Raw genomic sequence first — 22,970 nt, forward strand, 5'->3', positions numbered from 1 at the left:
GCTTAAAAGCTTAGTTGCGTGAGCTAACAATTAGATCGACTGATTGAAAATTTAATGTTTAAAACTCTAAACTTCAGGACTTTATTAATCAAATGCAAAAATCAGGACTTGAACTTATTGTATGTGGCGCAAACCATCCATTTGTTGAAAATGAATACTGTTATGGGCTGTGCTCACAATATGTCGATGGCAAGCTTGCAGTAGTGCCTGATTTCCTTGCCAATATGGGCATGGCGCGAACTTTTTATACGATGATGTCAACGCCTGAAGATAAAATATCAGTTGATTATATTTTTGAAGATATAAAAACCATTATGCATAATGCAATAGATAAAGCATTTGCGATGACCGGTGGACGTTTATTAACAGCAAGTCTTTATGATCTTGCGTTAACGAATATTGATTTGCCAGATAAAACAGCCAACTTTCTAAAGCAATCGGCTAAGAAAAATCAAGACAATCACACGCCTGGTATTGTAATCCTTTAGTTTTCTATACCTTTTAATTCCGTTAAAAACCATAATTAAGTTGATGCTCACACGCATAGGCATTGGCAAGACGCTTGACGAGTAAAAGGTTTCTAAAAGTAGTTTCAACAATACTCATATCTAATTGTTTATCAATGCACCACTGTTTAAAGACCTCACCATCATTCAATCCAAGGTTCAGGCGGATGATATTGAGTGAGCGCATAAAGCCAAGATCGCTGAATGCAATGCCTGCATGCTTTAATTGACATAGTGCAAATTCACAGATGTTAACTGGCCACTGCGTCAGCTTGTGAAGTTCTTGCGCTTGATGAGCGATATCTAAATCGGAATGTTTAAAATCATCTTGATCATGCATCCTCTGCAAAACAAATAAAAGGGCAGCAAACTCATCACTGCAAAAAGTGTCTTGTTTTAGTTTGTTAAGCGGAATGGTGGAAGGGGTTGTGAACGATGTTCTGTCTTCTTGTGTTTTTACCTTATCTATAATGTCAGCTAATTGCGTGATGCACTGATAGGCGTCGTTATATTTTGCATTGACATAATGCGTTTTCAGTAGATTAAATGCATCAGCGGTTAACGTGCTTTGTAAAGCCTGCCAAGTGCGACGTTTATAAAAGATATTGTGCGCGTTATTAAAAAGTTCATAAGCAGCTTGCTGTGTGCATAGCTTGTTATCGATAAGGGCATCGCAGGTTGCGCGAATATTAATACTAGGAATTGTTTGTATCATTTCATCACCCAAGCGATAGTAGTTAATTGCTACCTCACTATCATCATCTGTGATATTTTTTTTATAACATTCATAGGCAAAACCCGAGCCAATCATACCAAAAGCATCAAGCTCAGCAGCACGCAAAGCGCCCATTGATGCTGCACCAATGACGGTAATTCCTTTTTCAAGTGCACAAAGAATCTCTTTATGCCAAACCGAGTTAGTGAAATCAAAATTGCCATCAATAAGAATAATAATGTTACTCTCTGGAATGACGCGCAATATATCGCCTGTTTTCGCTGAAGTATGCAGACGTGCATGCGGCAGATGTGTTTTAATCTCAGCATGAGTGATGCTTGTCTCGGCAAAAACATCGATCTGAAGTTTGGTTAGATCAAGCATTATCAAGCACCTCCTGTTTGACCAAAATGGATTTTAAAAAGGTGAGTTTCTCACTGTGATAAACATGAATGAGTGCATCTTGTTGGGCTTTGCGAAGAGCGCCCTTAAGTAGCACTAATGCCTCAGTTATGCTATTGGTTTTATGCTCAGAAATTTCACTAAAGCTGATTTCATAAGCTTCTGGATTAAGCTTAAGGTTTGATTTCTCATAAGCATGTTTAAATAAGTCATCACGAGATCCGGCAATGGTAGTAACTTTGGATTGGATGGCTTCAGTCAATGCGCGATTAAGAGCAATCTCTTTGTTAAGATGCGCGCCATAACCTGAAAAAACCATTTGATTAGCTGTTTTATCTTTGCTTTGGATTAGGCAGCCAACCACTGGAATGCCATAAGGGTTCGGATAATATTTGAATTCGACATGATGAAGTAAGGCGATTTTGTCATAAAAAATGTGCTCAATATCGAGTTTAAATTGCTGACTCTTTAAAGCAGTACTTTTGCGTTCAATGCATTCCAATAAGCTGTGCACTAACGCTTCGTCATAACTATTACCTGAGGCAATGCCTGTGGTATCAGTCGCTTGGATTACAACATCAGGGTGTCCCGAGTCAATGGATATAAATTGAAAGGGTAGATAATAGCCTTGATCGGTTAGAAAGCTTTTACCTTGGCACCAATTATGCTCTTTATCGTCTTGATAAACAATGTTGCTAGAGAGTTGATTGGGTGAGATAAAGTGACTGCTTTTCTCAAATGGTTTGTCATATAACTTAGCCTTAACTTCTTCAGCAAAGTATAGTTCAAGTGCTTCCATATAAGCGCTGACTTTCGCTGCATCATGTGAAAATGACTTACCTTGACTGGTTGATAGTGATTTACCCAATGGACGAATAGAGGTGTATACCGGGATTTTACTATCATCAAGATCCGTTAAATTAGCCAGACGTGTAATCTTTGCTTGCGGTAAATAAGCTTTAATTACCTCTAGTGTTTCAAGCGGCGTTTTAATACGCAGTGCGCTATCTAAAGTCGACATATTGTATGTATTTTTTATTGTATTAAGAAATGGTCATTATACATGAGTCATAAACAATATTTATGACTAAAGTAGCAAAAGCTTAAAATTATTTGCTTTAAAGTCTTTTAGGAGGTTCTTAGAAAAATGGTTGGAGTTCAACGCTGATCCTTGCCGAGTATTCCGTTGCTTGCTAACTGGGGGAGGGGCAGTTTCGCGGCAGATTGATTGGGGACAATCTCATTCGCTGAACTCATAGCTTGAGTATAGCGATCATTAGTGTCTAGACAAGTAAAAAGCAGGAGAAATACGATAAATACTGTCAAAAAAGACAGAATTGACTGTATATCAATCTATTTTAAACTGATGTTTGATTGCTTTGCAATCCGTTTTATGCTGCATCGCAAAATAAAGCCACAAACGACTATCAGCATTCCTATGTTGATAGTCATTTGCGAACACTGCCCCCAGTGTTGTTACCCCCACGCTAACTTTTAAAATCTAGCAAGCAAGTTTCTTGATGAAGAAACAAAGATAAGCGGATGGTAGCATGTAATTTGATTTATGGCAATAAAGTTATCTGATAAATCTCATTTAATTTTAATTCAATTAGCCATACATTTTTTCATGGCTTTAGTTGTTGGCATTATTTGCTAGCGGTTGCGTGATAAGCCAGTCGTTTAATGCTCTAGATAAATCGGCAGCAAGTTCGTTAGTGGCATTAGCAAAGCTCTTAGCATTTGCTTGAGCTTTCTTATTTAAGGTAAATGTTTTAATGGCAACAGCTTGACCACTATTGGCATTTGTTAGTGTGAAGCTTACTGATAAAATAATGTTACTTTCATTGTCTTTGATTACTTGAGTCAGTTGATTAAGATTGCCGGTTAAACGATAGTCTGCGTAGCCAATAAAATTACTCGACACGATATTCTTAAAGCTATGATATTCCTGTAGGCTTTGTAGTAAGTTTTTGCTGAGCATCTGCTCAGGATCAGCTGCCCATAAGTTATGTGTATAGCTTGCTAATTCATAATTGTTTTCACGATAATACATCTGGGTTGAGTTATATGGTTGATCTGCGGTTAAGGGCGCGATAAACAGTGTCAAATCAAATCGTTTTTCAGTTTTTTGAATCACTAATTCAGCGCCAGTGATATTACGGGTCATCTGTAAGTTTGGTGCAATAATTTGATATTGTTTAACTTCAGGACTTTTAACTGGGGATAAAATACCACAGCTTGTGATGATGCTAATACTGGTTGCAATGCTTAATATTTTGAGAAATTGAGTGGGTCTATACATTATTGCTCTCCTGGACCAGGCTTCCTTGGCAATTCACCGCGCACAAGGATCGATGGGTTTTGATTCATTTTCTTTAACAGGTCAGATAACTGAACGGATGTTTCATTAATATTGTTAAGCGTTTGCGCAAGTTGAGGTAATAAAATATTATTGACCCCTTGCAGGGTCTGATTATTAAAGCTAGTAATCGACTTGCTAACATCTTCAGAGGCGCGGGCAACTGCTTTTGAACCATGGTTAATATTATGGGCAATTTGCTCAAGCTCGCTAGAACTTTTGGCAGCATTTTTTAAAATGACCTTTAATGACTCAATACTTTGATGAATATTCTGACTGCTAGTGGCAAGCGAGTTAGAAATATCCTCAACATTGCTAACGATATGGTTGATTTTTTGAACATTGTCATCACTAATGATTTTAGCGACGCGTGTTGAAATCAAAGTGACTTGCTCAGCAACGTTACTCATTTGGTTAACAATATTTGTTAAAAATGAAGGTTTGGTTTTAACCATAGGAAATGGTGGCGCATCTTTGGGTTTAACAATATATCGGTGAGAATTATTTGAAAGGGATAGGGTGATAAATACTTGACCTGTAATCCCTTGTGGCACCAGACTTGCATAAGTTGTATTGTAGATTGGAATGCCTTGTTGAATTTGCATCACGACAATGACAGTGCTTGGATTTTGTTTGTCAATATTAATGCTTTCAACTTTACCCACATTGACACCATTATAGTTAATCGCGGCATTGACATTTAATCCGGTCACTGATTCATTAAAGCGTGCGATATAAGTGTCATATTTTATATCCTTTAAACCAAAAGCAAGCCAAAAGCCAATAAAAATCATCACAATGGTGGTAATGATAATAAACAAACCTGCAACAAAGTAACGATTGTTTTTCATGGTTACGATCCTAGTATTGTTTTTTCTTCTTTAGTGGTTTTAGCGCCATTAAAGAAGTTATTAAGGTTTTCATATTGTGTCATTTTAGCAGCATTCTCAACGCTATCATGAATAAGAATACGTTTTTGGTCTATATAGACGACTTCATCGACAATGCGCCAAATACTCTCTAAATCATGCGTAATCACGATAATGGATAAGTTTAAATCTTGTTTTAGTTTTAAAATTAATTGATCCAGCTCATAGGTCGAATGTGGATCAAGCCCAGCTGAGGGCTCATCGAGAAATATAATCTCAGGATCAAGTGCTAAAGTGCGTGCAAGTGCGACACGTTTAAGCATGCCACCACTTAATTGCGAGGGATATTTGGCATAAGCATCTTCAGATAAGCCGACCATTTTAAGCTTCAAACGTGCCAGATCAATGACAATGTCGCGACTAAAGTTAGTGTATTCTTGCAAGGGAAACATCACATTCTCGAGCGCTGTTAAGGCACTAAAGAGTGCACCACCTTGGAACATCATGCCCATGTGGCTCGCAAATTGACGACGTTTTATCTCATCATCACACAAATCAGAAATTTTTTGCCCGAGCAGAAATATCTCACCTTCAGTCACCGGTTGCAGCATGAGTATTTCACGGATTAATGTTGTTTTGCCCGAGCCGCTGCCGCCAATAATTGAGGTAATGCGATGCGGATAAATTGTAAGACTTAACTCTTTGTGCACCCACACACCATCAAAACAGGTGCCTAGATTTTTTACTTCGATGATTGGTTGCTTTTTCATGTCTTGCATGATTTATATCCCTACCGCACTAAATAATATTGAGAATAAGGCATCAGTCACAATAATTAAGAAGATAGCGTAAACCACACTTTTAGTGGTTTCTTGGCCGATACTTAAAGAGTTGTTTTTAACGACAGTGCCGCGATAGCAACCAACAGCGCCAATAATAATCGCAAAAAAGGGTGCTTTGATCAGTCCTGTCAGATAGTTATTAAATGAAACCGCTGTGGAAAAGCGCTGTAAAAAATCATAAAAACTAATGCCAAGAGAGGTTTTGGCCATAATCATGCCACCGAGACAACTGATAATATCAGCAATAACAATGAGTAAGGGGAGGGAGATCATCATACCAATAATGCGTGGTAATATCAGACGTTTAATGGGGCTAATGCCAAAGGTTTTAAGGGCATCAATTTCTTGCTGGACTTTCATTGAGCCAAGTTCTGCTGTATAGGATGAGGCGGATCTACCAGCAACAATAATTGCGGTAATTAAAGGAGCAAACTCACGTAATAGTGAAATGCCCAAAAGATCGACAACAAAGATATTAGCACCATATATTTTAAGCTGTGAACCGATCTGATAGCAAAGTACAATTCCGATTAAAAAACACAATAATGATACAATCGGGATGGCTTTAACTCCTGTTTGAATAACGATATCTAGCAATAGGCGCCATTGAGTAGCAAAAGGTGTACGAATGACTTGTAAATAACTCATCACTGTTGCACCAATAAAAGCGATGAGATTTTTACTGTCTTTGATATAACTCGTGGTTTGCTCACCGATTTGATAAACCTTTTCATAAGTATTTAAAGGTTGCAAGCGACTGTCGTAGGAAGTGTAATTTTTATGAACAAGATCGATCAAGCTTTGCTGAGTATGAGTCGATTTAATGGCAGCCTTCAAAAAAAACAGTTGAATTTTATAGATAAAGTAAGCGCCAGAGATATCTAGCTTTTCAACTTTTTGTGTATCAATACACATAATCTGCTCTTTAATATTTTTGATTTTTGCTAAGATACTTTGATCAAGCGATTGCCAATGCCATTGCCCTGTTAGAGTGAGCGTTTCAGCACTGACATGAAATTTTGCATCGTCTTTATTCATCGTAGTAATTTTTGACTTGCTTCTTTTTTTCATCCTTGGTGCCAACATAACGAACAACTGTTTCAAAGTATAGAGGGTTATCGCTAATATTGGAAAGATTAAAAGGATGTAAAAGAGATTAAATCATAAGAGTAAGTGGATTCATCTTGCAATATTGACTCATCAATATTAAGTGCGTAGGTTTTAATTAATGCTAAGCGGTAAGGTGATGAAGACGCGAGCACAAAATTTTTAGACATAAAATCGTTATTAGCTTTTGATTAATGGCTATATATAGCGCAAAATAGCAACGTTTGAAATAAAAATCGACCAAAATATATGTTGTTGAAAAAAGAAGAAAACTTAAATGGAGGGGGAGTCATGGCTACTGCTTCTAACCCTCTTTACTCACGACGTGAAGAGTTCTTGAATACCCTGACGCACTTTATTGGTGCACTTTTTAGTATCGTGGCGCTTATTGTGATGTTGGTTAAAGCCGCTTCGACAGGTTATACAATTAACGTGGTTGCCGTAATGATATATGGCGTCAGCTTGATCTCAATGTATGGTGCTTCAAGTATTTACCATGGTGTGTCCAAGCCAAAGCTTAAAAGAATATTGCGCAAAGTCGACCATTTGAACATTTATTTCTTGATTGCCGGCACCTATACACCAATTGCATTGATCGCGTTATCAGGCGTTTATGGCTGGATTATTTTTGCGCTTTTATGGGGAGCGGCAATTGCCGGATTTGTCTACAAGGTACTGTTTTTTGGAGATGGTTGGTTATCAACGGCACTTTACGTCATTATGGGCTGGACGGCGATTGGTTTTATTGTGCAGATCGTTGAGGCATTACCTGGTGCCTGCTTGATGTGGATTATCTTAGGTGGTGTGCTTTATACCAGTGGTGTTGTTTTTTACATGCTTGACGAGAAAATCGAGTTTTGTCATTTTCTATGGCATTTATTTGTACTAGCGGCCAGTATTGCACATTTTTTTGCAATCTACCTTTATATTGCGGGGATGAGTTAAGCCTAGACTAATGCTGAATTATATGATTTGTTAACAATGAGAAAAAATATTAATGATAAATGGAATAAGATTGCAACAGATGAAGCAAGGTGTTAGCGCAATGATATTGGCAGCAGGACGTGGACGTAGAATGAGGGATATGACCAACCACACGCCAAAGCCACTGATTAAAGTCAATGGCAAGTCATTGATTGAATGGCAAATAGAGCGCCTTGTTGCCGCAGGAGTAACCACTATTGTGATTAACGTTGCTTATTTAGCCGAGTTAATTGTCGATGAGATTGGTTTTGGTAGGCGTTGGGGAATAACTATTTGCTACCTGTATGAGCCTTTAGATGCCTATGATACCGGTGGTGGCATTGTTCGAGCGTTACCATGGCTGAGTGACCCCTTTATTGTGGTTAATGCTGATGTGATGACGGATTACGATTTCTCACATATTATTGATCACAGTAAAGCCATGAGATCATTGGCGCATTTAATCTTAGTACCTAACCCTAAACATAATCTAAAGGGGGATTTTTGTTTGGATGGTCAAGGCAATATTATCGATAAAACGGATAAAATAGGTCAAAGTTATACCTATACAGGCATTAGTGTGTGCCAGAAATCATTGTTTGCCAATGTTTATGTCGGAGAGAGTGTTTCTCTACCAAGTATTTGGCAGACTTTCATTGAACAAAAAGCAATAAGTGGTGAAGTGTTTCATGCCAATTGGTGTGATGTTGGAACACCTGAGCGTTGGCAGGAGATCAGTAATGGCTATTAAGCCAGTTATCAATAGTACAAAAGAGTTATTTGCGTCACGTTTATTCAAAGTTGAAGCGCTGGATTTAACGTTTAGTAATGGTAACACACGTACTTATGAGCGCATTGCACCAAAAAGTGATGGACACACGGCGGTATTAATTGTACCAATGCTTGATGATGATACCGTTTTGCTTATTAAAGAATATTCATCGGGTGTTGAGGATTACACTTTGGGTTTTCCAAAAGGTGCGATTGATCAAGGTGAGGAACTCTATCAAGCAGCCGATCGGGAATTGATGGAAGAAGCAGGTTTTACCGCAAAGCATTACACTTACCTTAAAGATGTCTATTTATCACCCAATTATATGAAGCAGCATATCTCATTAGTTGTTGCGGAAGGCCTTTCAGTCAAAACTGCCGAAGGCGATGAACCGGAAGATTTAGAAGTGGTGCCATGGAAATTGTCAGATATTGATGCACTTATTACGCATCCGCAGTTTATCGAGTGTCGAAGCTTTGCCGCTTTGTTATTTGTCTGGAAAAAGTGGCTAGGAAAATAGTTGGTGATAAAGAAATGAAGAAATAAGCTACGCTAAATTCTTACCTCGCCCCTTGTGGGAGAGGTCGTGTAGCGTAAGCTGCACGGGTGAGAGGTGATTGAAATTCAACTTATAACTATAACTACTTGTGATACAGCTCATACATTTCTTTGGCGTGTTGTAGTGTCTTATTAGTAATGTCAACACCGCCAATAATGCGTGCTGTTTCATTAATGCGTTCTTCTTTATTGAGTTCGAGCACTTGAGAAATCGTGTCATGCTCAAGATGCTTTTTGCTGATATGTAATTGTTGGTCACCTTGAATAGAAACTTGTGCTTGATGAGTAATACAAAGGATTTGTGCGTTTTTAGCAACTTGCTTAAGAAGCTTACCCACAATCTCAGCCGTGCCGCCACTAATACCGACATCGACCTCGTCAAAGATGATGGTTGGCGGGGCGATTTTTTTCGATGAGACGACATGTATTGCCAGTCCAATGCGGCTTAACTCACCGCCTGAGGCGACCTTATCAATAAGTGCAGGTTGCTGCCCTGGATTAAAGTTAATTAAAAAGTCGCAGTGATCGATGCCATTGGCATGTTTTGTTGGACGTTGAGTAATACGTGCGTAAAACTCCCCCTTTGGGATATTTAGTTGACGAATATACTGTTCAATTTCACTGGCGAATACTTTGCTTGCGGCTTGACGTTTGTTGCTTAGTATCTTGGCTTTGCTAAGATAAGTTTCCTCTAAAAGTGATTTGTCTTTGGTTAATTGCAGAAGTTTTTGCTCATTTTGTGCGTGAGCATTTATTTTTTGCTCAAGCTCAGTAATATGCAGATAAAGCTGTTTAGGGTCTACCTTGTGCTTGCGCGCTAGCTGATATATTTCATTAAGGCGTTGGTCAATCTGTTGTAGTTTTTCAGGATTGATCTCTAAGTGATCTAAAAGGTGTCTTGCCTCATGTTCGGCTTCTTTTAAATAGACTGTAGATTCTGTTAGTAGAGCATAAATGTTTTTAAACGATGGGTTATCGCTATATGCGCTTAATTGATGGATTAGATTATCGATTGTGCCTAATAGGCTTTGCTCATTGTCATTGATGCAATCAACGACTTGGGCGATGACCTGAATTTGTGCCTCGGCATTAGCCAGTGATTTGTGTTCTTGATCAAGCTCATTCAATTCATCGGCACTAAGGTTTAATTGAACCAGTTCATCATATTGATATTGCATTAACGCTAAAGCTGTTTTGTCTTTTTCAATACGCTCTTTCTCGTCACTTATGAGTGAATTGATCTCAGATAACTCTTTAAAAATTGCGCTAATTTCATCTACTTCAGCACTTAAACCAGCATAAGTATCAAGACGCATTAACTGATTGGCAGGATCTAATAAACTGTGATGAGCATTCTGGCCATAGATGCTAATTAATTGTTCACTTAATTGTTTAAGCTGTATTAAGGTCACTAAACTGCCATTGATAAATGCGCGTGTTTTGCCATCTTTTTGAATCACACGACGCAATAAACATTCATTGTCGTCGATTAGCTCAAAGCTTTTTAATAGCATCGTAGCATTAGGAATCTTGCTGATATCAAAAACAGCAGAGATTTCACACGTCTCACCATTGGTTAGTGCAGACTTATCAACACGTGCACCAAGCACGATATTTAGAGCATCTAACAAAATAGATTTTCCAGCACCGGTTTCGCCTGTGATTGTCGTCATACCCGATTTGAAATGGATTTCAGCGTTTTTGATAATGGCAAAGTTTTTGATTCCAAGAAAGTTAAGCATTGTTTAGTGGTCTTAAGATAAAGTATGCTAAAAATGTAGCATATCCAGTTCTAAAAAGCTTTTAAAATAACATTGTCTTAAGCGTCTTTTTTTGTCATGATGCGTCTTAAGTTTTAAGCGCTTAAAGTATTCAAAATAACTCATATGAGCAAGTTAATCGATATTCCAGTAAAAGTTGAAAGCGGTAAAAAATACCAAACAGATCAAGGCTTTTCAGCAGTCAAAGATGGTATTAAAGATAAGAAAATCAATGAGATTCGTATTCAAAAGCCTGATTGGTTAAAGGTCGCAAAGCAAGATTCAACGAAGACCTATTTGCAAGTGAAGTCATTAACTAAAAAGCATAAATTATCCACAGTATGCGAAGAGGCGAAGTGCCCTAATATTAATGAATGTTGGTCACATGGCACAGCAACCATTATGTTGATGGGTAGTGTTTGCACAAGAGCGTGTAAGTTCTGCTCGGTTGATACCGGCAATCCTAAAGGTTGGCTAGATGTTAATGAACCTAAAAATGCCGCTGAAAGTGTCAAGTTGATGGGACTTCAATATGTCGTGTTAACCTCAGTAGATCGCGATGATCTATCAGATGGAGGAGCGGCACATTATGCACAAACCATTAATGAAATAAAAGTACTTATTCCAGAGATTAAAGTCGAAGCCTTAACACCTGATTTTCAAGGTGATGTTAAAGCAATTGATAAGCTTATTGCGACAGAAGTTGATGTTTTTGCACAAAATGTTGAGACGATTGAGCGCTTGACAACTAAGGTACGTGATCCGCGTGCTGGCTATTGGCAAACGATTAAAGTGCTTGAATATGTCAAATCACAAAAACCTCAGATTTTAACGAAAACGAGTTTAATGTTAGGTCTAGGGGAGACACATGACGAAGTGCTCAAAGCGATGGATGATTTGCGTGCTGCAAAGGTTGATATTTTAACTCTAGGGCAATATATGCAGCCAACAAAACATCATTTAGCGATCGATCGTTTTGTCACACCCAAAGAGTTTGACGATTATCGTCAAATTGGTTTGGGAAAAGGCTTTCTTGAAGTCGCTTCAGGCCCTATGGTGCGCTCAAGTTATCGCGCTGATCGCGTATTTAAACGTAATAATTTAGATTTGTAATTGCTCAGTCGATGGTAGAGGGAATTATGCTAATAACTGCAGATGAATTGATTTATCAGTACGAACAAGCAATGATTAAGAAAGTATGAAAGTAAAGGAGCTATAGAATATCTTGTGAGAATGCTACAAAAGCCAGTAGCAGTGGTATATACCGCTCGTAAATCATTTTGCGGTGTTAGGTGTTGAAGAAGTTTTTGATGCTTTTGAGCGCTTGAATTGCAGATAATAGCTAGGACTATTGGCAAAATGCAAGCGCTCAAAAGGGTGTAAAATTCAATGACAGAAATGCTGTAAAATGGTTTGTGAGCGGTATATAATACGCAGCAGTTTTGCAAATAGTAAAAAAGCAAAAAAGATGTTTAGAAGGAGACAAAATGGCTTTATCAGTAGTGATTTTGGCAGCGGGTCAAGGTTCACGCATGTGTTCTAAAAAATCCAAAGTGTTACAAACATTAGCAGGAAAAACCTTAATACGACACGTTGTTGAAACAGTGGAATCACTGCAAGCAGATAATATCATTATAGTGCAAGGTCATCTTGGTCAGCAGGTGCAATCCTCTTTGGAAGATAAAACAATCACATGGGTTGAGCAAACCGATCGTTTAGGTACAGGGCATGCCGTATTACAGGCTTTACCTTATGTTGATAAAGAAGACAAAGTGCTAATACTCTATGGTGACGTGCCTTTAGTGTCTTTTGATACCCTTAATCATTTGATTGAAGTGACACGTGTCGATGACCTAGGTATCTTAACAGCAAGTCTTGATAACCCTGTGGGACTTGGGCGAATTTTACGTAATCGCTTTGGTGAAATTGAATCGATTGTTGAAGAAAAGGATGCAACTGACATTCAACGCCAGATTAAAGAAATTAATACCGGTATTTATTGTGTTAGCGGTAAACACCTACACCAATGGTTACCTGCCATTGAAAATAACAATAAACAGAAAGAGTATTATCTAACCGATATCGTTGCCTTTGCTTGTCGTGATAAAGTTAATATTCGCGCCGCACATCCAGCATATAACTTCGAGATTTTAGGGGTTAATACGCGTGCGCAATTGGCAGAACTTGAAAGAATGTGGCAAAAAGCGGTGGCAGAGCGTGTGATGGCAAAAGGTGTCTCTTTAGCAGATCCTAGTCGTTTTGATGTGAGAGGTTCTGTTGATATCGGTGCTGATACGTGGGTGGATATCAATGTATTGATCAAAGGCAATGTTGTCATTGGCGAGGATTGTGTGATTGGCGCTAATTGCATCTTAAAAGACTGTGTGATTGGTAATAATGTTAAGATAAAACCCAATACTATTATCGATGGTGCTGATATTAAAGCCGATGCTGTTGTTGGACCTTTTGCGCGTATTCGCCCAGGCAGTGTATTGGATGAGGGTGCGCATATTGGTAACTTTGTTGAGATTAAAAAATCAACGATTGGCAAGGGAAGTAAAGCCAATCATTTAACGTATATTGGTGATAGTACGGTAGGTTATGACTGTAATATCGGTGCCGGTGTCATTACCTGCAATTATGATGGAGCTAACAAACATCAAACAATGATTGGTAATGATGTATTTGTTGGTTCTGATTGTCAGTTGATTGCACCTGTTCATATTGGTGATGGCGCTAATATTGCTGCTGGTTCAACGATCACCAAGGATGTGCCTGAAGGAAAACTGACGATTAATCGAATGAATAAGCAGACCGTTGTCCCAGGTTGGCAGCGACCGGTTAAAAAGTAGCAAATACTATGTAATGAATCAAAAATAAGTTGCACCAGCCAATACCTCTCCCCTTGCGGGAGAGGTCGTCAGCTTAAGCTGAACGGGTGAGGGGTGTAATTGAAGTTCAACTCATTTTTGAATTATTACTATGTAGGGACGTATTGCATACGCCCGAATAAAACAAATAAAGTGTAGCGGTGTATTGCATACGCCCAATAAACAAAAAAGCGAGAAAATTATGTGTGGTATTGTTGGTGCGGTTTCTGAGCGCAATGTATTGGCGATTTTACTTGAGGGGCTAAAGCGTCTTGAATATCGTGGATATGATTCAGCGGGTGTGGCACTGTTAGATAATAAAGGTAAAATTGAACGTTTGCGTGCTTTAGGTAAGGTGCAGATGCTGGCAGAAAAAGTCGCTAAAGACAGTGGTTTTAAAGGTTCTACTGGTATTGCGCATACCCGTTGGGCAACGCATGGTGAACCATCAGAGCAAAACGCACACCCTCATGTCAGCCAGTCAGGCAAAATTGCGATTGTACATAATGGTATTATTGAAAACTATATGTCACTCAAAGAACAGCTCATCGCAGAGGGTGTATCATTTCAATCACAAACGGATACTGAAGTGATCGCGCATTTACTAGAGCATCATTGGAATGTTAAAAATGACTTTATTACTAATGTTCAAGCGGTGATTAAGAAGCTTAAAGGTGCATATGGTCTAGCGGTTATGCATGAAGATCATCCACATAGTGTCGTTGTGGTGCGTTCGGGCTCCCCCATTGTGGTTGGTTTTGGGATTGGTGAGAATTTTATCTCTTCTGATACCTTGTCATTGTTGCCTGTTACCAATCGTTTTGCCTATCTTGATGAAGGTGATATGGCACTTGTAACACGTGACAAAGTAGAAGCGTATGATCATGAAGGCGCCCAAAAAAACTTAGATATTAAAGAGCTAGACCAAGCTCAAGATGCTGCTGCTAAAGGTAAATATAAGCATTATATGCAAAAAGAAATCTTTGAGCAGCCGCAAGTAATCGCTGATACGTTTGCTAATTGCATTAGTGTTGATAATGAGATTATTATTGAGAAGTTTGGCTTGGAAGCCAAATCACTTTTTGCTGATGTTGAGCATGTAAAAATTGTGGCATGTGGCACGAGCTTCCACGCCGGATTGGTTGCTAAATACTGGATCGAGGAATATGCACAAATTCCTGTTGATGTTGATATTGCCAGTGAGTTTCGTTATCGCCAGAGTGTGGTGCCAAAAAATAGCTTATTTATCACCGTTTCACAATCAGGCGAAACCGCAGATACCTTAGCCGCACTGCGCCAAGCCAAAGTGCTTGGGTTTATGAAAACATTGAGTATTTGTAATATGCCGAATAGTTCAATGGTGCGTGAAGCCGATTTGGTGTTTATGACGCAAGCCGGTCTTGAGATGGGTGTGGCTTCAACCAAGGCATTTACCACACAGTTAGTTGGCTTTTTGTTACTTGCTGTTGCCTTGGGTAAATCACGAAAAACATTGAACTTAGAACGTGAGAAAAATATTTTATCATCACTCAAAAAAGCACCTGAAATTGCCAAGAATGTCTTGGCATTAGATGCTGAAATTGAACAGCTTTCTTATGACTTTGTTGAGAAACATCATACATTGTTTCTAGGTCGAGGTGTTCAATATCCAGTAGCGTTAGAAGGAGCACTTAAGCTTAAAGAAATTTCTTATATTCATGCCGAAGCCTATCCGGCAGGTGAGCTCAAGCATGGTCCATTGGCTTTAGTTGATAAAGATATGCCGATTGTTGCGGTGGCACCCAATGATGCTTTGCTTGAGAAGCTTGAGAGTAATTTGCAAGAGGTGCAAGCACGTGGTGGTAAGCTCTATGTGTTTGTTGATCATGCGATTAGTCAGTCACTACATATTGATTCAAAACATACCTTTATTATCGAGAGTGTGCCGGAGGTGATTTCACCGATTATTTTCACTATTCCATTGCAACTTTTCTCTTATCACGTGGCAGTACAAAAAGGCACAGATGTCGATCAACCACGCAATTTAGCAAAGTCAGTAACGGTTGAGTAATGAATATCTTAGCAATTGATACATCAACTGCATATTGTTCGATAGCACTTTTTACAGATGATAAAGAATGCTTTAGCGTAACGCGTCATATCCCGCGCAAGCATAATGAACAACTTTTACCGATGATTGATGAGTTAGTTCAGCAAGCAGGTATAGGAAAAAGAGATATTAATTTACTTGCCTATGGTGTGGGTCCAGGCAGCTTCGTCGGTGTGCGTCTTGCTGCAGCAGCTATTCAAGCAATGGCGTTAACCCTAAATTGTCCTGTGGTTGGTTTTTCATCAATGCAGGCAATTGCGATGAGTGCTTATTATGGCTATAAAGCTGAGCATGTTAGTGTCATACTTGATGCACGGATGTCTGATGTGTATTTTGGGCAATATGTCTGGGATAAAGACTTGCAGATTATGAATGTTACTCAAGAAAAATGTCTGAAAGTCGCTGCATTTAATGATGAGATTGAGAAGCAAAATTTAGGCTTTATTATCGGTGATGTGATAAACAATGTTGATATAGCGCTCAATGCCATAGATTATTGTCCAGATGCCAGTTTGCTGCAAGATGTAATTCAATATAACTATCAACAGTTGAAAAATCATAAGACTCAAGCTATTGTTCAACCCATATATCTTCAGGGTACGTCTCAGTGGAAAAAGTTGTAACCTCAAGGAAGGGCAATTAAATCAAACGCAATTAGATGCTTTGCTAGGTAACTAACCTTTCAGTTTTATATTATCCTTATTGAGTTGAAAGCCTAACTTCTCAAGGTTTTGAATTTCAGGATTCTCCTTTAATGATGTATAAATTTCATCGATTTTTTGCGCCTTTTGTTGTTGAATGACCTGTGCGGGTGTTACTTGTGGTGTTTCAACAGTATGCTCAGCTGGTGATATAGCTGCATCTGCGGTTGATTGCTTAGCCATTTGCTCATTAGGTGCAGCTAATGTGACGTTAGTATTTGCTTTAGTAGATACTTGCTCTTGATTTAAGTGGCTAAAAACCACCTTGATATTACCTCCTTGTTTAAGGCGTAAAGCATTTTCAATTTTCTTAATTGCATTTGTTGTAATGAGTGCTTTAACCGAATCAGCAGTTTGTAATGTATAGATATTATCGGTGTTATCAAGCAAACTTGAGTTTAAGACAATTTGTAATGTTGTGCCTTTAAGTCCAAGGCTTTGGCTTAGGTGATACCAATCAATTTTGCTATTTTTGCTATTTTTGCTATTGTTGATTGCTCTTGTATTATTAGTGTTTTCAACAATAGTGTCACTCTGTGCCGTAGCTTTATGATTATCTACTGCTTCTACTTCAATTGTTGCGTGGTTAATACTGGGGTTTGACTCTTCAACAATAATTGGCTTGATGGATTTATTAAGTGCTTCACCTTCTGTCACAAGGATTGGTGCTATAGTTTTATCCGTAACAGGCGCAATAACAGTTGATTCATTCGATTGGCTAACAGAATGGGGTTTACTTGGCGCTGCAAGTGCTTTTTTAAGTGCGCTTAAATCAGGTTTTTTGTTTAAGCTTGATGCTGTTTTTGTATTTGTCAGTGGTGGCGTTTTGTTTGTCGTATGTGATGCGGGCAGCAAATCCAGTGAAAAAGCGCACAAACGTAATAGTGCCATACCTAACCCACATTGGGCATTTGGGGCTAAATGAATATCTTCTTTGGCTTTAATCGTCAGTTGATAATAAAGTTGTAATGTATCTTTACTGTAATGTTCTGATATGGTTTTAAGCATTTCATATGAGCAGGGGGTGCTTGATAAATTCTGATAGCTAAAGCCAGTGAGACTTGCGTAATAGAAACATTCTGCCAGAGCGTTTAATACCGATTGTGGTGATTTACCCGCGAGAATAATGTCATCTGAAAAGTTAATAATGGCTTTAGTATCTTCCTCTAATAATGCAATCACCAGTTTATCAATCATTTCTTTATCAACAATGCCAAGCATCGTTTGCACAGCATGCGTTAGAATTTCGCCTTTACTATAAGCAACCGATTGGTCGGTTAAACTCAGTGCATCACGCATACTACCATCAGCAGCATGGGCGATAATTTTTAACGCATTTTGTTCAAAGGCAATTGTTTCAAGTCCAAGAATGTCAACGAGTTTTTGCTCAATTTGCGTCTCACTTAAGTGTTTTAAGTTAAACTGCAAACAGCGAGATAAAATCGTGATGGGTAGTTTATGTGGATCAGTTGTTGCTAACAGAAATTTAACGTGCTCAGGTGGCTCTTCAAGTGTTTTAAGTAATGCGTTAAAGCTATGTTGTGACAACATGTGCACTTCATCAATGAGATAAATCTTGTATTTACCTTGGCTTGGCATATATTGCACATTATCTAGAATATCACGCGTATCCTCAACTTTTGTGCGCGAAGCCGCATCAATTTCAATCAAATCAACAAAGCGACCTTGTTCAATAGCAAGACAATGCTCACATTGACCACAAGGGTGGGAGGATACGCCATTTAAGCAATTCACTGATTTTGCCAAAAGCCGCGCTAAGGATGTTTTACCAACACCTCGGGTTCCGCTGAAAAGATAAGCGTGATGTAAGCGATTTTGATCCAATGCGTGGATTAAGCTATTTAAAACATGTTGTTGACCGACAACTTCGGAGAAGTTTTTAGGGCGATATTTGCGGGCTAAAACCTGATAAGACATCTGTGCACTTTGCTAACTCAAATTAGCAACTAGTATAACGACAACCTTGCCTAATGCACAGTGAGTTTATCAGTTTTTATGCTGTACATTTTTGTGAAATTCTTGGATCATAGACGGCGTAAATAGTAAAGATAAAAAGGGTTACTGTGAAGTTCGTAGATGAAGCCGTGATTACCGTGCATGCGGGAAAGGGTGGCAATGGTTGTGTGAGTTTTCGTCGTGAGAAATATGTCCCAAAAGGTGGACCTGATGGTGGCGATGGCGGGCATGGCGGCAGTGTATTTATGTTGGCAGATGAGAATGTTAATACACTCATTGACTATCGTTATCAACGTAATTACCAAGCGCAAAGTGGCAAACCTGGTGAAGGCAAGAAGTGTGCCGGTAAAAAGGGTGAGGATTTATATCTTATCGTTCCTGTTGGCACGATTGCTTATGAGGCAACCACCAATCAAAAAGTCGGTGAAGTACTTAAAGATGGTGATGTGTTAAAGCTTGCACAAGGTGGGCGACGCGGTATTGGTAATGTTCATTTCAAGAGCAGCACCAATCAGGCGCCAAGACAGTTTACCTATGGTGAAGAGGGTGAATCTTTTGAGATTCGCTTAGAGCTTAAACTGTTAGCTGATGTTGGTTTATTGGGTTTGCCCAATGCAGGTAAATCGACATTGATTCGTGCAGTGTCTGCAGCAACGCCAAAGGTGGCTGATTATCCATTTACCACAATGTATCCTAACTTAGGTGTTGTGCGTGTTGGGCAATATGAAAGCTTCGTTATTGCAGATATTCCTGGGGTTATCGAGGGAGCTGCTGAAGGGGCAGGACTGGGTTTGAAGTTTTTGAAGCATTTAACACGTACCAAGTGTGTGTTACATATGGTTGATGTGTTGGCGGTTGATGGCTCAGACCCGATTGAGAATTATCATAAAGTTGAAAATGAACTTAAAAAATACAGTGAGGCACTGTACCAAAAACCACGTTGGTTAGTGCTCAACAAGATTGATCAATTACCTCAAAATGAAGTTGATGAAATCTGTGAACATATTCTGCAAGGGATTGATTGGAACAAAAATGAGCCTTACTTCTTTATTTCCGGAATGAGCGGGCAGAATACCGAAAAAATGTTGCAAAAAATTATGACAATGCTAACGTCAAAGGACTCTTGGAAATAGATCCTCTCAAAGGAGCTTATGTGATAAAAAAAATAAAAAAAATAGTCGCATTAAGCACGGCAGTTCTTGTATTGTCAGGCTGCAGTGCAATTAATCAATTCTTTAATGGTCAACAGCAAAGTGCGCCAGTAACCAATATCCCAACACAGCAAACCTATTACACGGTGCAAGTTAGTGATTCGTTGTATGATATATCACGTCGCTTTAATGTCACTGAAAGAACACTTATCTTATGGAATAAGCTTAAATCGCCTTATGTGCTCACACCTGGATCCACGATTCGTGTCGGACCTTTGCCGGGTGAGAAAATTCGGCGTGATGGGCAGACGTATACATACCAAGGCGGTGTATTAGTACCCATGGGCAATGGATCGGCAGTAACTGCTAGTTCAATTGGTGCAGGCTCTAAAGTTTCGGCCGTTACAGGGTCGGCTAATGCCTCTAACCAACATCTAAGTAATACCCCTGTGATTGATCCTAGTGCGGTTCCTGTAGCGCAAAGCCAAAGTGCGCAGTCATCACCTGAGCCAGTAAAAGCGCAAGGTAAAGCGATTAATCAGGATAAAGAGCTCGATATGCATGATTTAGCGCACAATGATGATAATGTAAGTGTTGCGACACATCATATTGCCAAAAGTAAAACTGGGTTTTATATTGTGCAATCAGGTGACTCTTTGCTTGAGATTGCGGTTGCTAATGACGTGAGCTTATCTGATATTCAGGCATGGAATGATATCAAAGAGCCGAGTATGATTTACGTTGGTGAAAAGCTGCGTGTTGTTGCACCTGAGCATCATTCATCAGCTGAACCAAGCACTGTGGCAATCAAAAGTGAAGTGCATGAGTCGGTGGCTAAAACTAAACCCGTTAAGGCTCAAACAGTTGAAGTGAATAAAGAAAGCAAAACAAATAAAATAAATAAAACGAGTAAAACAGCTGAAGCAACGACAGCAACCGTTGCAACACCTGTGCTAGCCGAAAAAACCAAGACCAAACCAACTACTTCTAAAGCTTCATTACCAACTGGTAAAACTGTTGCGGGTATCCAATGGCAATGGCCATTAAAAGAGCTAGGTAAATTTGATAAAGATGGCATTGATCAGCAACGTGAGATTGATGTTCCACAAGGTACTCAAGTCTATTCAGCTGCTGCGGGCAGTGTGCTATATGCAGGTGTCGGTATGGAGGGCTATGGACAAATGGTAATTGTTAGCCACAAAGATGGTTATATTTCAGCGTATAATAATTTAAACAGCATTAATGTCAAAGAGTCGCAAGATGTGACACAAGGAGAGCTTCTGGGATCAGTTGGTAAATTTAATGGAGCCAGTGCATTAGGCTTTGAAATTCGTCAGAATGGAAATGTCGAGAAGCTATCTCAATTTTATGCGTTTTAATTACCCCTCACCCGTGCGGCTTATGCCGCACGAGCGATCCCGCAAGGGGGGAGGTATTAGTTGATGCAACTTATTTATATATTAATGGCAATACCTTAAGAAGTAGCTTGTAAATATAGGCTTTGTAACGAACTTAAATCTGCCATCCCTGATAAAATGGATTGCCACGCATCCATGCTCGCAATGACACCCTCTGATTTGTCATCCTGAGCTAGGATGGCGTGAGGATCCAGTTTGAAGCTGCCATGGATGGTTAGTGATCCTCCTCAAGGGGTGGTATGCCATTAATTTATATGCTATTACATAGCAGTGCATACATTTAATGATATATATTACGTAGGGACGTATTGCATACATCCGATGAACATATGCATTTTAATTACCCCTCACCCGTGCAGCTTAAGCCGCACGACCTCTCCCTCAAGGGGAGAGGTAATAGTCAATACGTAGGGGCGTATTGCATACGCCCAATCAATAGGAGTTGAGCTAATGAATACACGCAAAGAAACCGATAGCATAGGCGAAATCGAAGTTGATAACAGTAAATACTGGGGTGCGCAAACCGAGCGTTCGTTGATCCATTTTTCGATTGGGCAGGAGCTAATCCCACATGAGGTGATTAAAGCAATTGCCATTTTGAAAAAAGCAGCGGCAATGGCAAATTTTGATTTAGGTATTTTGCCAGAGGATAAAAAAGCGCTGATTATGCAAGTTGCCGATGAAATTATTGATGGCAAACATGAAGATCAATTTCCCTTGCATGTATGGATGACCGGTAGTGGCACGCAATCAAATATGAATGTCAATGAAGTGATCTCAAATCGGGCGATTGAAATCGCAGGTGGCAAGCTTGGTAGCAAAATGCCCATTCATCCCAATGATCATGTGAATATGTCACAATCTTCAAATGATGCTTTTCCTACAGCGATGTATATTTCAGCAGCAGTGGCGGTTAAGAAAACATTAATTCCTGCGGTTAAGCTTATGCATAAAGAGTTAACAAGAAAAGTTAAAGAATGGGACAACATTGTCAAAATTGGGCGCACGCATATGCAAGATGCAGTACCATTAACTTTGGGGCAGGAGTTTTCAGGCTATGCTGAACTACTACAGCAGGATATCGCCCGTTTGGAGCATGCTTTAGTAGATGTTTATCAATTAGCGATTGGTGGCACTGCCGTGGGTACGGGACTTAATGCACCTAAAGGTTTTGCTGAAAAAGCATGTCAATATATTGCTAAGATTACCGGATTACCGTTTATATCTGCGCCTAATAAATTTGCCGTACAAGGCTCGCATGATGCTTTGGTTGCATTGATGGGACAGATCAAAGTGTTGGCAAATTCATTATTTAAGATTGCCAATGATATTCGCCTTTTAAGTTGTGGACCGCGCGCGGGATTTCATGAATTGCTTATTCCATCTAATGAACCGGGATCTTCCATTATGCCAGGCAAGGTCAATCCAACACAGTGCGAGGCAATGGCAATGGCTTGTGCACAGGTGTTTGGGCTTGATGTGGCAGTAACCATCGGTGGGAGCGCGGGTTATCTAGAAATGAATGTTTACAAGCCGATAATGATTTATAATATTTTGCAATCGATTAATCTTTTATCGGATTGCTCAATCAACTTTACACGGTTTTTACTTGAGGGTACCAAACCGAACAAGAAAAAGATCAATGAGTATTTGCGTAATTCTTTAATGCTAGTAACGGCATTAAGTCCAGTGATCGGTTATGATAAAGCATCACAATTAGCGCATTATGCCGATGAGCATGATACGTCATTAAGTGAAGCGAATCAGGTATTGAAGTTTCTATCACAGTCTGAGTTTGATCAAGTGGTTGATCCTTATAAAATGGTTTAATTTATCACGGCTGTCCCATCTAAAATATGTTGACTTTTGCTAAATTTATCTTTGAAGTTGTTAGCAAAGGAATCTACTGTA

Annotated in this window: 20 protein-coding genes; 11 read left to right on the forward strand and 9 right to left on the reverse strand. The window is 39.2% G+C overall.

The genetic code is table 11. The annotated features are described in order from the left end of the window. The first annotated feature begins 92 nt into the window (after positions 1 to 92). Positions 93 to 488 carry a hypothetical protein gene (locus tag ACTS4L_RS09670; protein WP_440617972.1) on the forward strand — a complete coding sequence of 132 codons (396 nt, stop codon included), beginning with the start codon at positions 93 to 95 and terminating at the stop codon, positions 486 to 488. Positions 489 to 510: 22 nt separating this feature from the next. Here ACTS4L_RS09670 and ACTS4L_RS09675 read toward each other — a convergent pair whose 3' ends face one another. From ACTS4L_RS09675 to ACTS4L_RS09705, 7 genes are all read right to left on the reverse strand, one after another. Further along, on the reverse strand, positions 511 to 1,605 hold the full coding sequence (locus ACTS4L_RS09675) for a TfuA-like protein (RefSeq protein WP_440617971.1): 1,095 nt from the start codon (positions 1,603 to 1,605) through the stop codon (positions 511 to 513). Further along, entirely contained in the window at positions 1,598 to 2,644 is a 1,047-nt protein-coding gene (locus ACTS4L_RS09680; protein ID WP_440617970.1) for a YcaO-like family protein, read from the reverse strand. Before ACTS4L_RS09680 ends, ACTS4L_RS09675 begins: the two co-directional genes overlap by 8 nt. Positions 2,645 to 3,256: 612 nt before the next feature. Then, positions 3,257 to 3,925, reverse strand: coding sequence for an ABC-type transport auxiliary lipoprotein family protein (locus ACTS4L_RS09685; RefSeq protein ID WP_440616576.1), 669 nt, complete (start codon positions 3,923 to 3,925; stop codon positions 3,257 to 3,259). After that, complete coding sequence (locus tag ACTS4L_RS09690; protein ID WP_440616575.1) at positions 3,925 to 4,833, reverse strand: MlaD family protein; 909 nt, start codon at positions 4,831 to 4,833, stop codon at positions 3,925 to 3,927. Before ACTS4L_RS09690 ends, ACTS4L_RS09685 begins: the two co-directional genes overlap by 1 nt. A gap of 2 nt (positions 4,834 to 4,835) precedes the next feature. Continuing rightward, positions 4,836 to 5,630 carry an ABC transporter ATP-binding protein gene (locus ACTS4L_RS09695; protein WP_440616574.1) on the reverse strand — a complete coding sequence of 265 codons (795 nt, stop codon included), beginning with the start codon at positions 5,628 to 5,630 and terminating at the stop codon, positions 4,836 to 4,838. A 3-nt stretch (positions 5,631 to 5,633) separates the two neighbouring features. Next, positions 5,634 to 6,764: an MlaE family ABC transporter permease gene (locus ACTS4L_RS09700; protein WP_440616573.1), complete on the reverse strand. Its 1,131-nt coding sequence runs from the start codon at positions 6,762 to 6,764 to the stop codon at positions 5,634 to 5,636. Positions 6,765 to 6,829: 65 nt separating this feature from the next. Continuing rightward, positions 6,830 to 6,970, reverse strand: a complete 141-nt coding sequence (locus tag ACTS4L_RS09705) for a hypothetical protein (protein ID WP_440651981.1) — start codon at positions 6,968 to 6,970, stop codon at positions 6,830 to 6,832. A gap of 79 nt (positions 6,971 to 7,049) precedes the next feature. Here ACTS4L_RS09705 and trhA point away from each other — a divergent pair, with 79 nt between their 5' ends. The 3 genes from trhA to nudE all read left to right on the forward strand — a co-directional run bounded on the left by trhA (position 7,050) and on the right by nudE (position 9,055). Next, on the forward strand, positions 7,050 to 7,745 hold the full coding sequence (gene trhA, locus ACTS4L_RS09710; protein ID WP_440651982.1) for a PAQR family membrane homeostasis protein TrhA: 696 nt from the start codon (positions 7,050 to 7,052) through the stop codon (positions 7,743 to 7,745). Between the two features lie 79 nt (positions 7,746 to 7,824). Further along, entirely contained in the window at positions 7,825 to 8,514 is a 690-nt protein-coding gene (locus ACTS4L_RS09715) for a nucleotidyltransferase family protein (protein ID WP_440616580.1), read from the forward strand. Beyond that, a complete protein-coding gene (gene nudE, locus ACTS4L_RS09720) occupies positions 8,504 to 9,055 on the forward strand; it encodes an ADP compounds hydrolase NudE (protein WP_440616570.1) in 552 nt (183 codons plus the stop codon). The genes ACTS4L_RS09715 and nudE overlap by 11 nt, the downstream gene beginning before the upstream one ends. Positions 9,056 to 9,176: 121 nt before the next feature. Here the strand turns inward: nudE and recN are convergent, their stop codons facing one another. Further along, the gene (gene recN / locus ACTS4L_RS09725) at positions 9,177 to 10,835 is read right to left on the reverse strand and encodes a DNA repair protein RecN (RefSeq protein ID WP_440616569.1); all 1,659 of its coding nucleotides are present in this window, start codon (positions 10,833 to 10,835) and stop codon (positions 9,177 to 9,179) included. 144 nt (positions 10,836 to 10,979) lie between these two features. On the opposite strand from recN, the gene lipA reads away from it, so the two are divergent. From lipA to tsaB, 4 genes are all read left to right on the forward strand, one after another. Further along, positions 10,980 to 11,966, forward strand: coding sequence for a lipoyl synthase (lipA, locus tag ACTS4L_RS09730; protein ID WP_440616568.1), 987 nt, complete (start codon positions 10,980 to 10,982; stop codon positions 11,964 to 11,966). 374 nt (positions 11,967 to 12,340) lie between these two features. Next, positions 12,341 to 13,705: a bifunctional UDP-N-acetylglucosamine diphosphorylase/glucosamine-1-phosphate N-acetyltransferase GlmU gene (glmU, locus tag ACTS4L_RS09735; RefSeq protein ID WP_440616567.1), complete on the forward strand. Its 1,365-nt coding sequence runs from the start codon at positions 12,341 to 12,343 to the stop codon at positions 13,703 to 13,705. Between the two features lie 220 nt (positions 13,706 to 13,925). Beyond that, positions 13,926 to 15,773, forward strand: coding sequence for a glutamine--fructose-6-phosphate transaminase (isomerizing) (gene glmS / locus ACTS4L_RS09740; protein ID WP_440651983.1), 1,848 nt, complete (start codon positions 13,926 to 13,928; stop codon positions 15,771 to 15,773). Further along, positions 15,773 to 16,435: a tRNA (adenosine(37)-N6)-threonylcarbamoyltransferase complex dimerization subunit type 1 TsaB gene (gene tsaB, locus ACTS4L_RS09745; RefSeq protein WP_440616564.1), complete on the forward strand. Its 663-nt coding sequence runs from the start codon at positions 15,773 to 15,775 to the stop codon at positions 16,433 to 16,435. The genes glmS and tsaB overlap by 1 nt, the downstream gene beginning before the upstream one ends. A gap of 51 nt (positions 16,436 to 16,486) precedes the next feature. Here tsaB and dnaX read toward each other — a convergent pair whose 3' ends face one another. After that, complete coding sequence (gene dnaX, locus ACTS4L_RS09750; RefSeq protein ID WP_440616563.1) at positions 16,487 to 18,451, reverse strand: DNA polymerase III subunit gamma/tau; 1,965 nt, start codon at positions 18,449 to 18,451, stop codon at positions 16,487 to 16,489. Positions 18,452 to 18,597: 146 nt separating this feature from the next. Between dnaX and cgtA the strand changes: the two genes are divergently transcribed. The 3 genes from cgtA (at position 18,598) to fumC (ending at position 22,889) form a co-directional block, all read left to right on the forward strand. Next, a complete protein-coding gene (gene cgtA / locus ACTS4L_RS09755) occupies positions 18,598 to 19,623 on the forward strand; it encodes an Obg family GTPase CgtA (protein ID WP_440616562.1) in 1,026 nt (341 codons plus the stop codon). A 20-nt stretch (positions 19,624 to 19,643) separates the two neighbouring features. Further along, on the forward strand, positions 19,644 to 21,020 hold the full coding sequence (locus ACTS4L_RS09760; RefSeq protein WP_440616560.1) for a LysM peptidoglycan-binding domain-containing protein: 1,377 nt from the start codon (positions 19,644 to 19,646) through the stop codon (positions 21,018 to 21,020). A gap of 489 nt (positions 21,021 to 21,509) precedes the next feature. Beyond that, the gene (fumC, locus tag ACTS4L_RS09765) at positions 21,510 to 22,889 is read left to right on the forward strand and encodes a class II fumarate hydratase (protein WP_440616558.1); all 1,380 of its coding nucleotides are present in this window, start codon (positions 21,510 to 21,512) and stop codon (positions 22,887 to 22,889) included. Positions 22,890 to 22,970: the final 81 nt, after the last annotated feature.

Source organism: Cysteiniphilum sp. 19S12-1, assembly GCF_052030685.1.
Classification (GTDB): Bacteria; Pseudomonadota; Gammaproteobacteria; order Francisellales; family Francisellaceae; genus Caedibacter.

Coding starts and splice junctions, on each gene's coding strand:
- ACTS4L_RS09670 (WP_440617972.1), top strand. CDS start 93: ATGCAAAAATCAGGACTTGAACTTATTGTATGTGGCGCAAACCATCCA.
- ACTS4L_RS09675 (WP_440617971.1), bottom strand. CDS start 1,605: ATGCTTGATCTAACCAAACTTCAGATCGATGTTTTTGCCGAGACAAGC.
- ACTS4L_RS09680 (WP_440617970.1), bottom strand. CDS start 2,644: ATGTCGACTTTAGATAGCGCACTGCGTATTAAAACGCCGCTTGAAACA.
- ACTS4L_RS09685 (WP_440616576.1), bottom strand. CDS start 3,925: ATGTATAGACCCACTCAATTTCTCAAAATATTAAGCATTGCAACCAGT.
- ACTS4L_RS09690 (WP_440616575.1), bottom strand. CDS start 4,833: ATGAAAAACAATCGTTACTTTGTTGCAGGTTTGTTTATTATCATTACC.
- ACTS4L_RS09695 (WP_440616574.1), bottom strand. CDS start 5,630: ATGCAAGACATGAAAAAGCAACCAATCATCGAAGTAAAAAATCTAGGC.
- ACTS4L_RS09700 (WP_440616573.1), bottom strand. CDS start 6,764: ATGAAAAAAAGAAGCAAGTCAAAAATTACTACGATGAATAAAGACGAT.
- ACTS4L_RS09705 (WP_440651981.1), bottom strand. CDS start 6,970: ATGTCTAAAAATTTTGTGCTCGCGTCTTCATCACCTTACCGCTTAGCA.
- trhA (WP_440651982.1), top strand. CDS start 7,050: ATGTTGTTGAAAAAAGAAGAAAACTTAAATGGAGGGGGAGTCATGGCT.
- ACTS4L_RS09715 (WP_440616580.1), top strand. CDS start 7,825: ATGAAGCAAGGTGTTAGCGCAATGATATTGGCAGCAGGACGTGGACGT.
- nudE (WP_440616570.1), top strand. CDS start 8,504: ATGGCTATTAAGCCAGTTATCAATAGTACAAAAGAGTTATTTGCGTCA.
- recN (WP_440616569.1), bottom strand. CDS start 10,835: ATGCTTAACTTTCTTGGAATCAAAAACTTTGCCATTATCAAAAACGCT.
- lipA (WP_440616568.1), top strand. CDS start 10,980: ATGAGCAAGTTAATCGATATTCCAGTAAAAGTTGAAAGCGGTAAAAAA.
- glmU (WP_440616567.1), top strand. CDS start 12,341: ATGGCTTTATCAGTAGTGATTTTGGCAGCGGGTCAAGGTTCACGCATG.
- glmS (WP_440651983.1), top strand. CDS start 13,926: ATGTGTGGTATTGTTGGTGCGGTTTCTGAGCGCAATGTATTGGCGATT.
- tsaB (WP_440616564.1), top strand. CDS start 15,773: ATGAATATCTTAGCAATTGATACATCAACTGCATATTGTTCGATAGCA.
- dnaX (WP_440616563.1), bottom strand. CDS start 18,451: ATGTCTTATCAGGTTTTAGCCCGCAAATATCGCCCTAAAAACTTCTCC.
- fumC (WP_440616558.1), top strand. CDS start 21,510: ATGAATACACGCAAAGAAACCGATAGCATAGGCGAAATCGAAGTTGAT.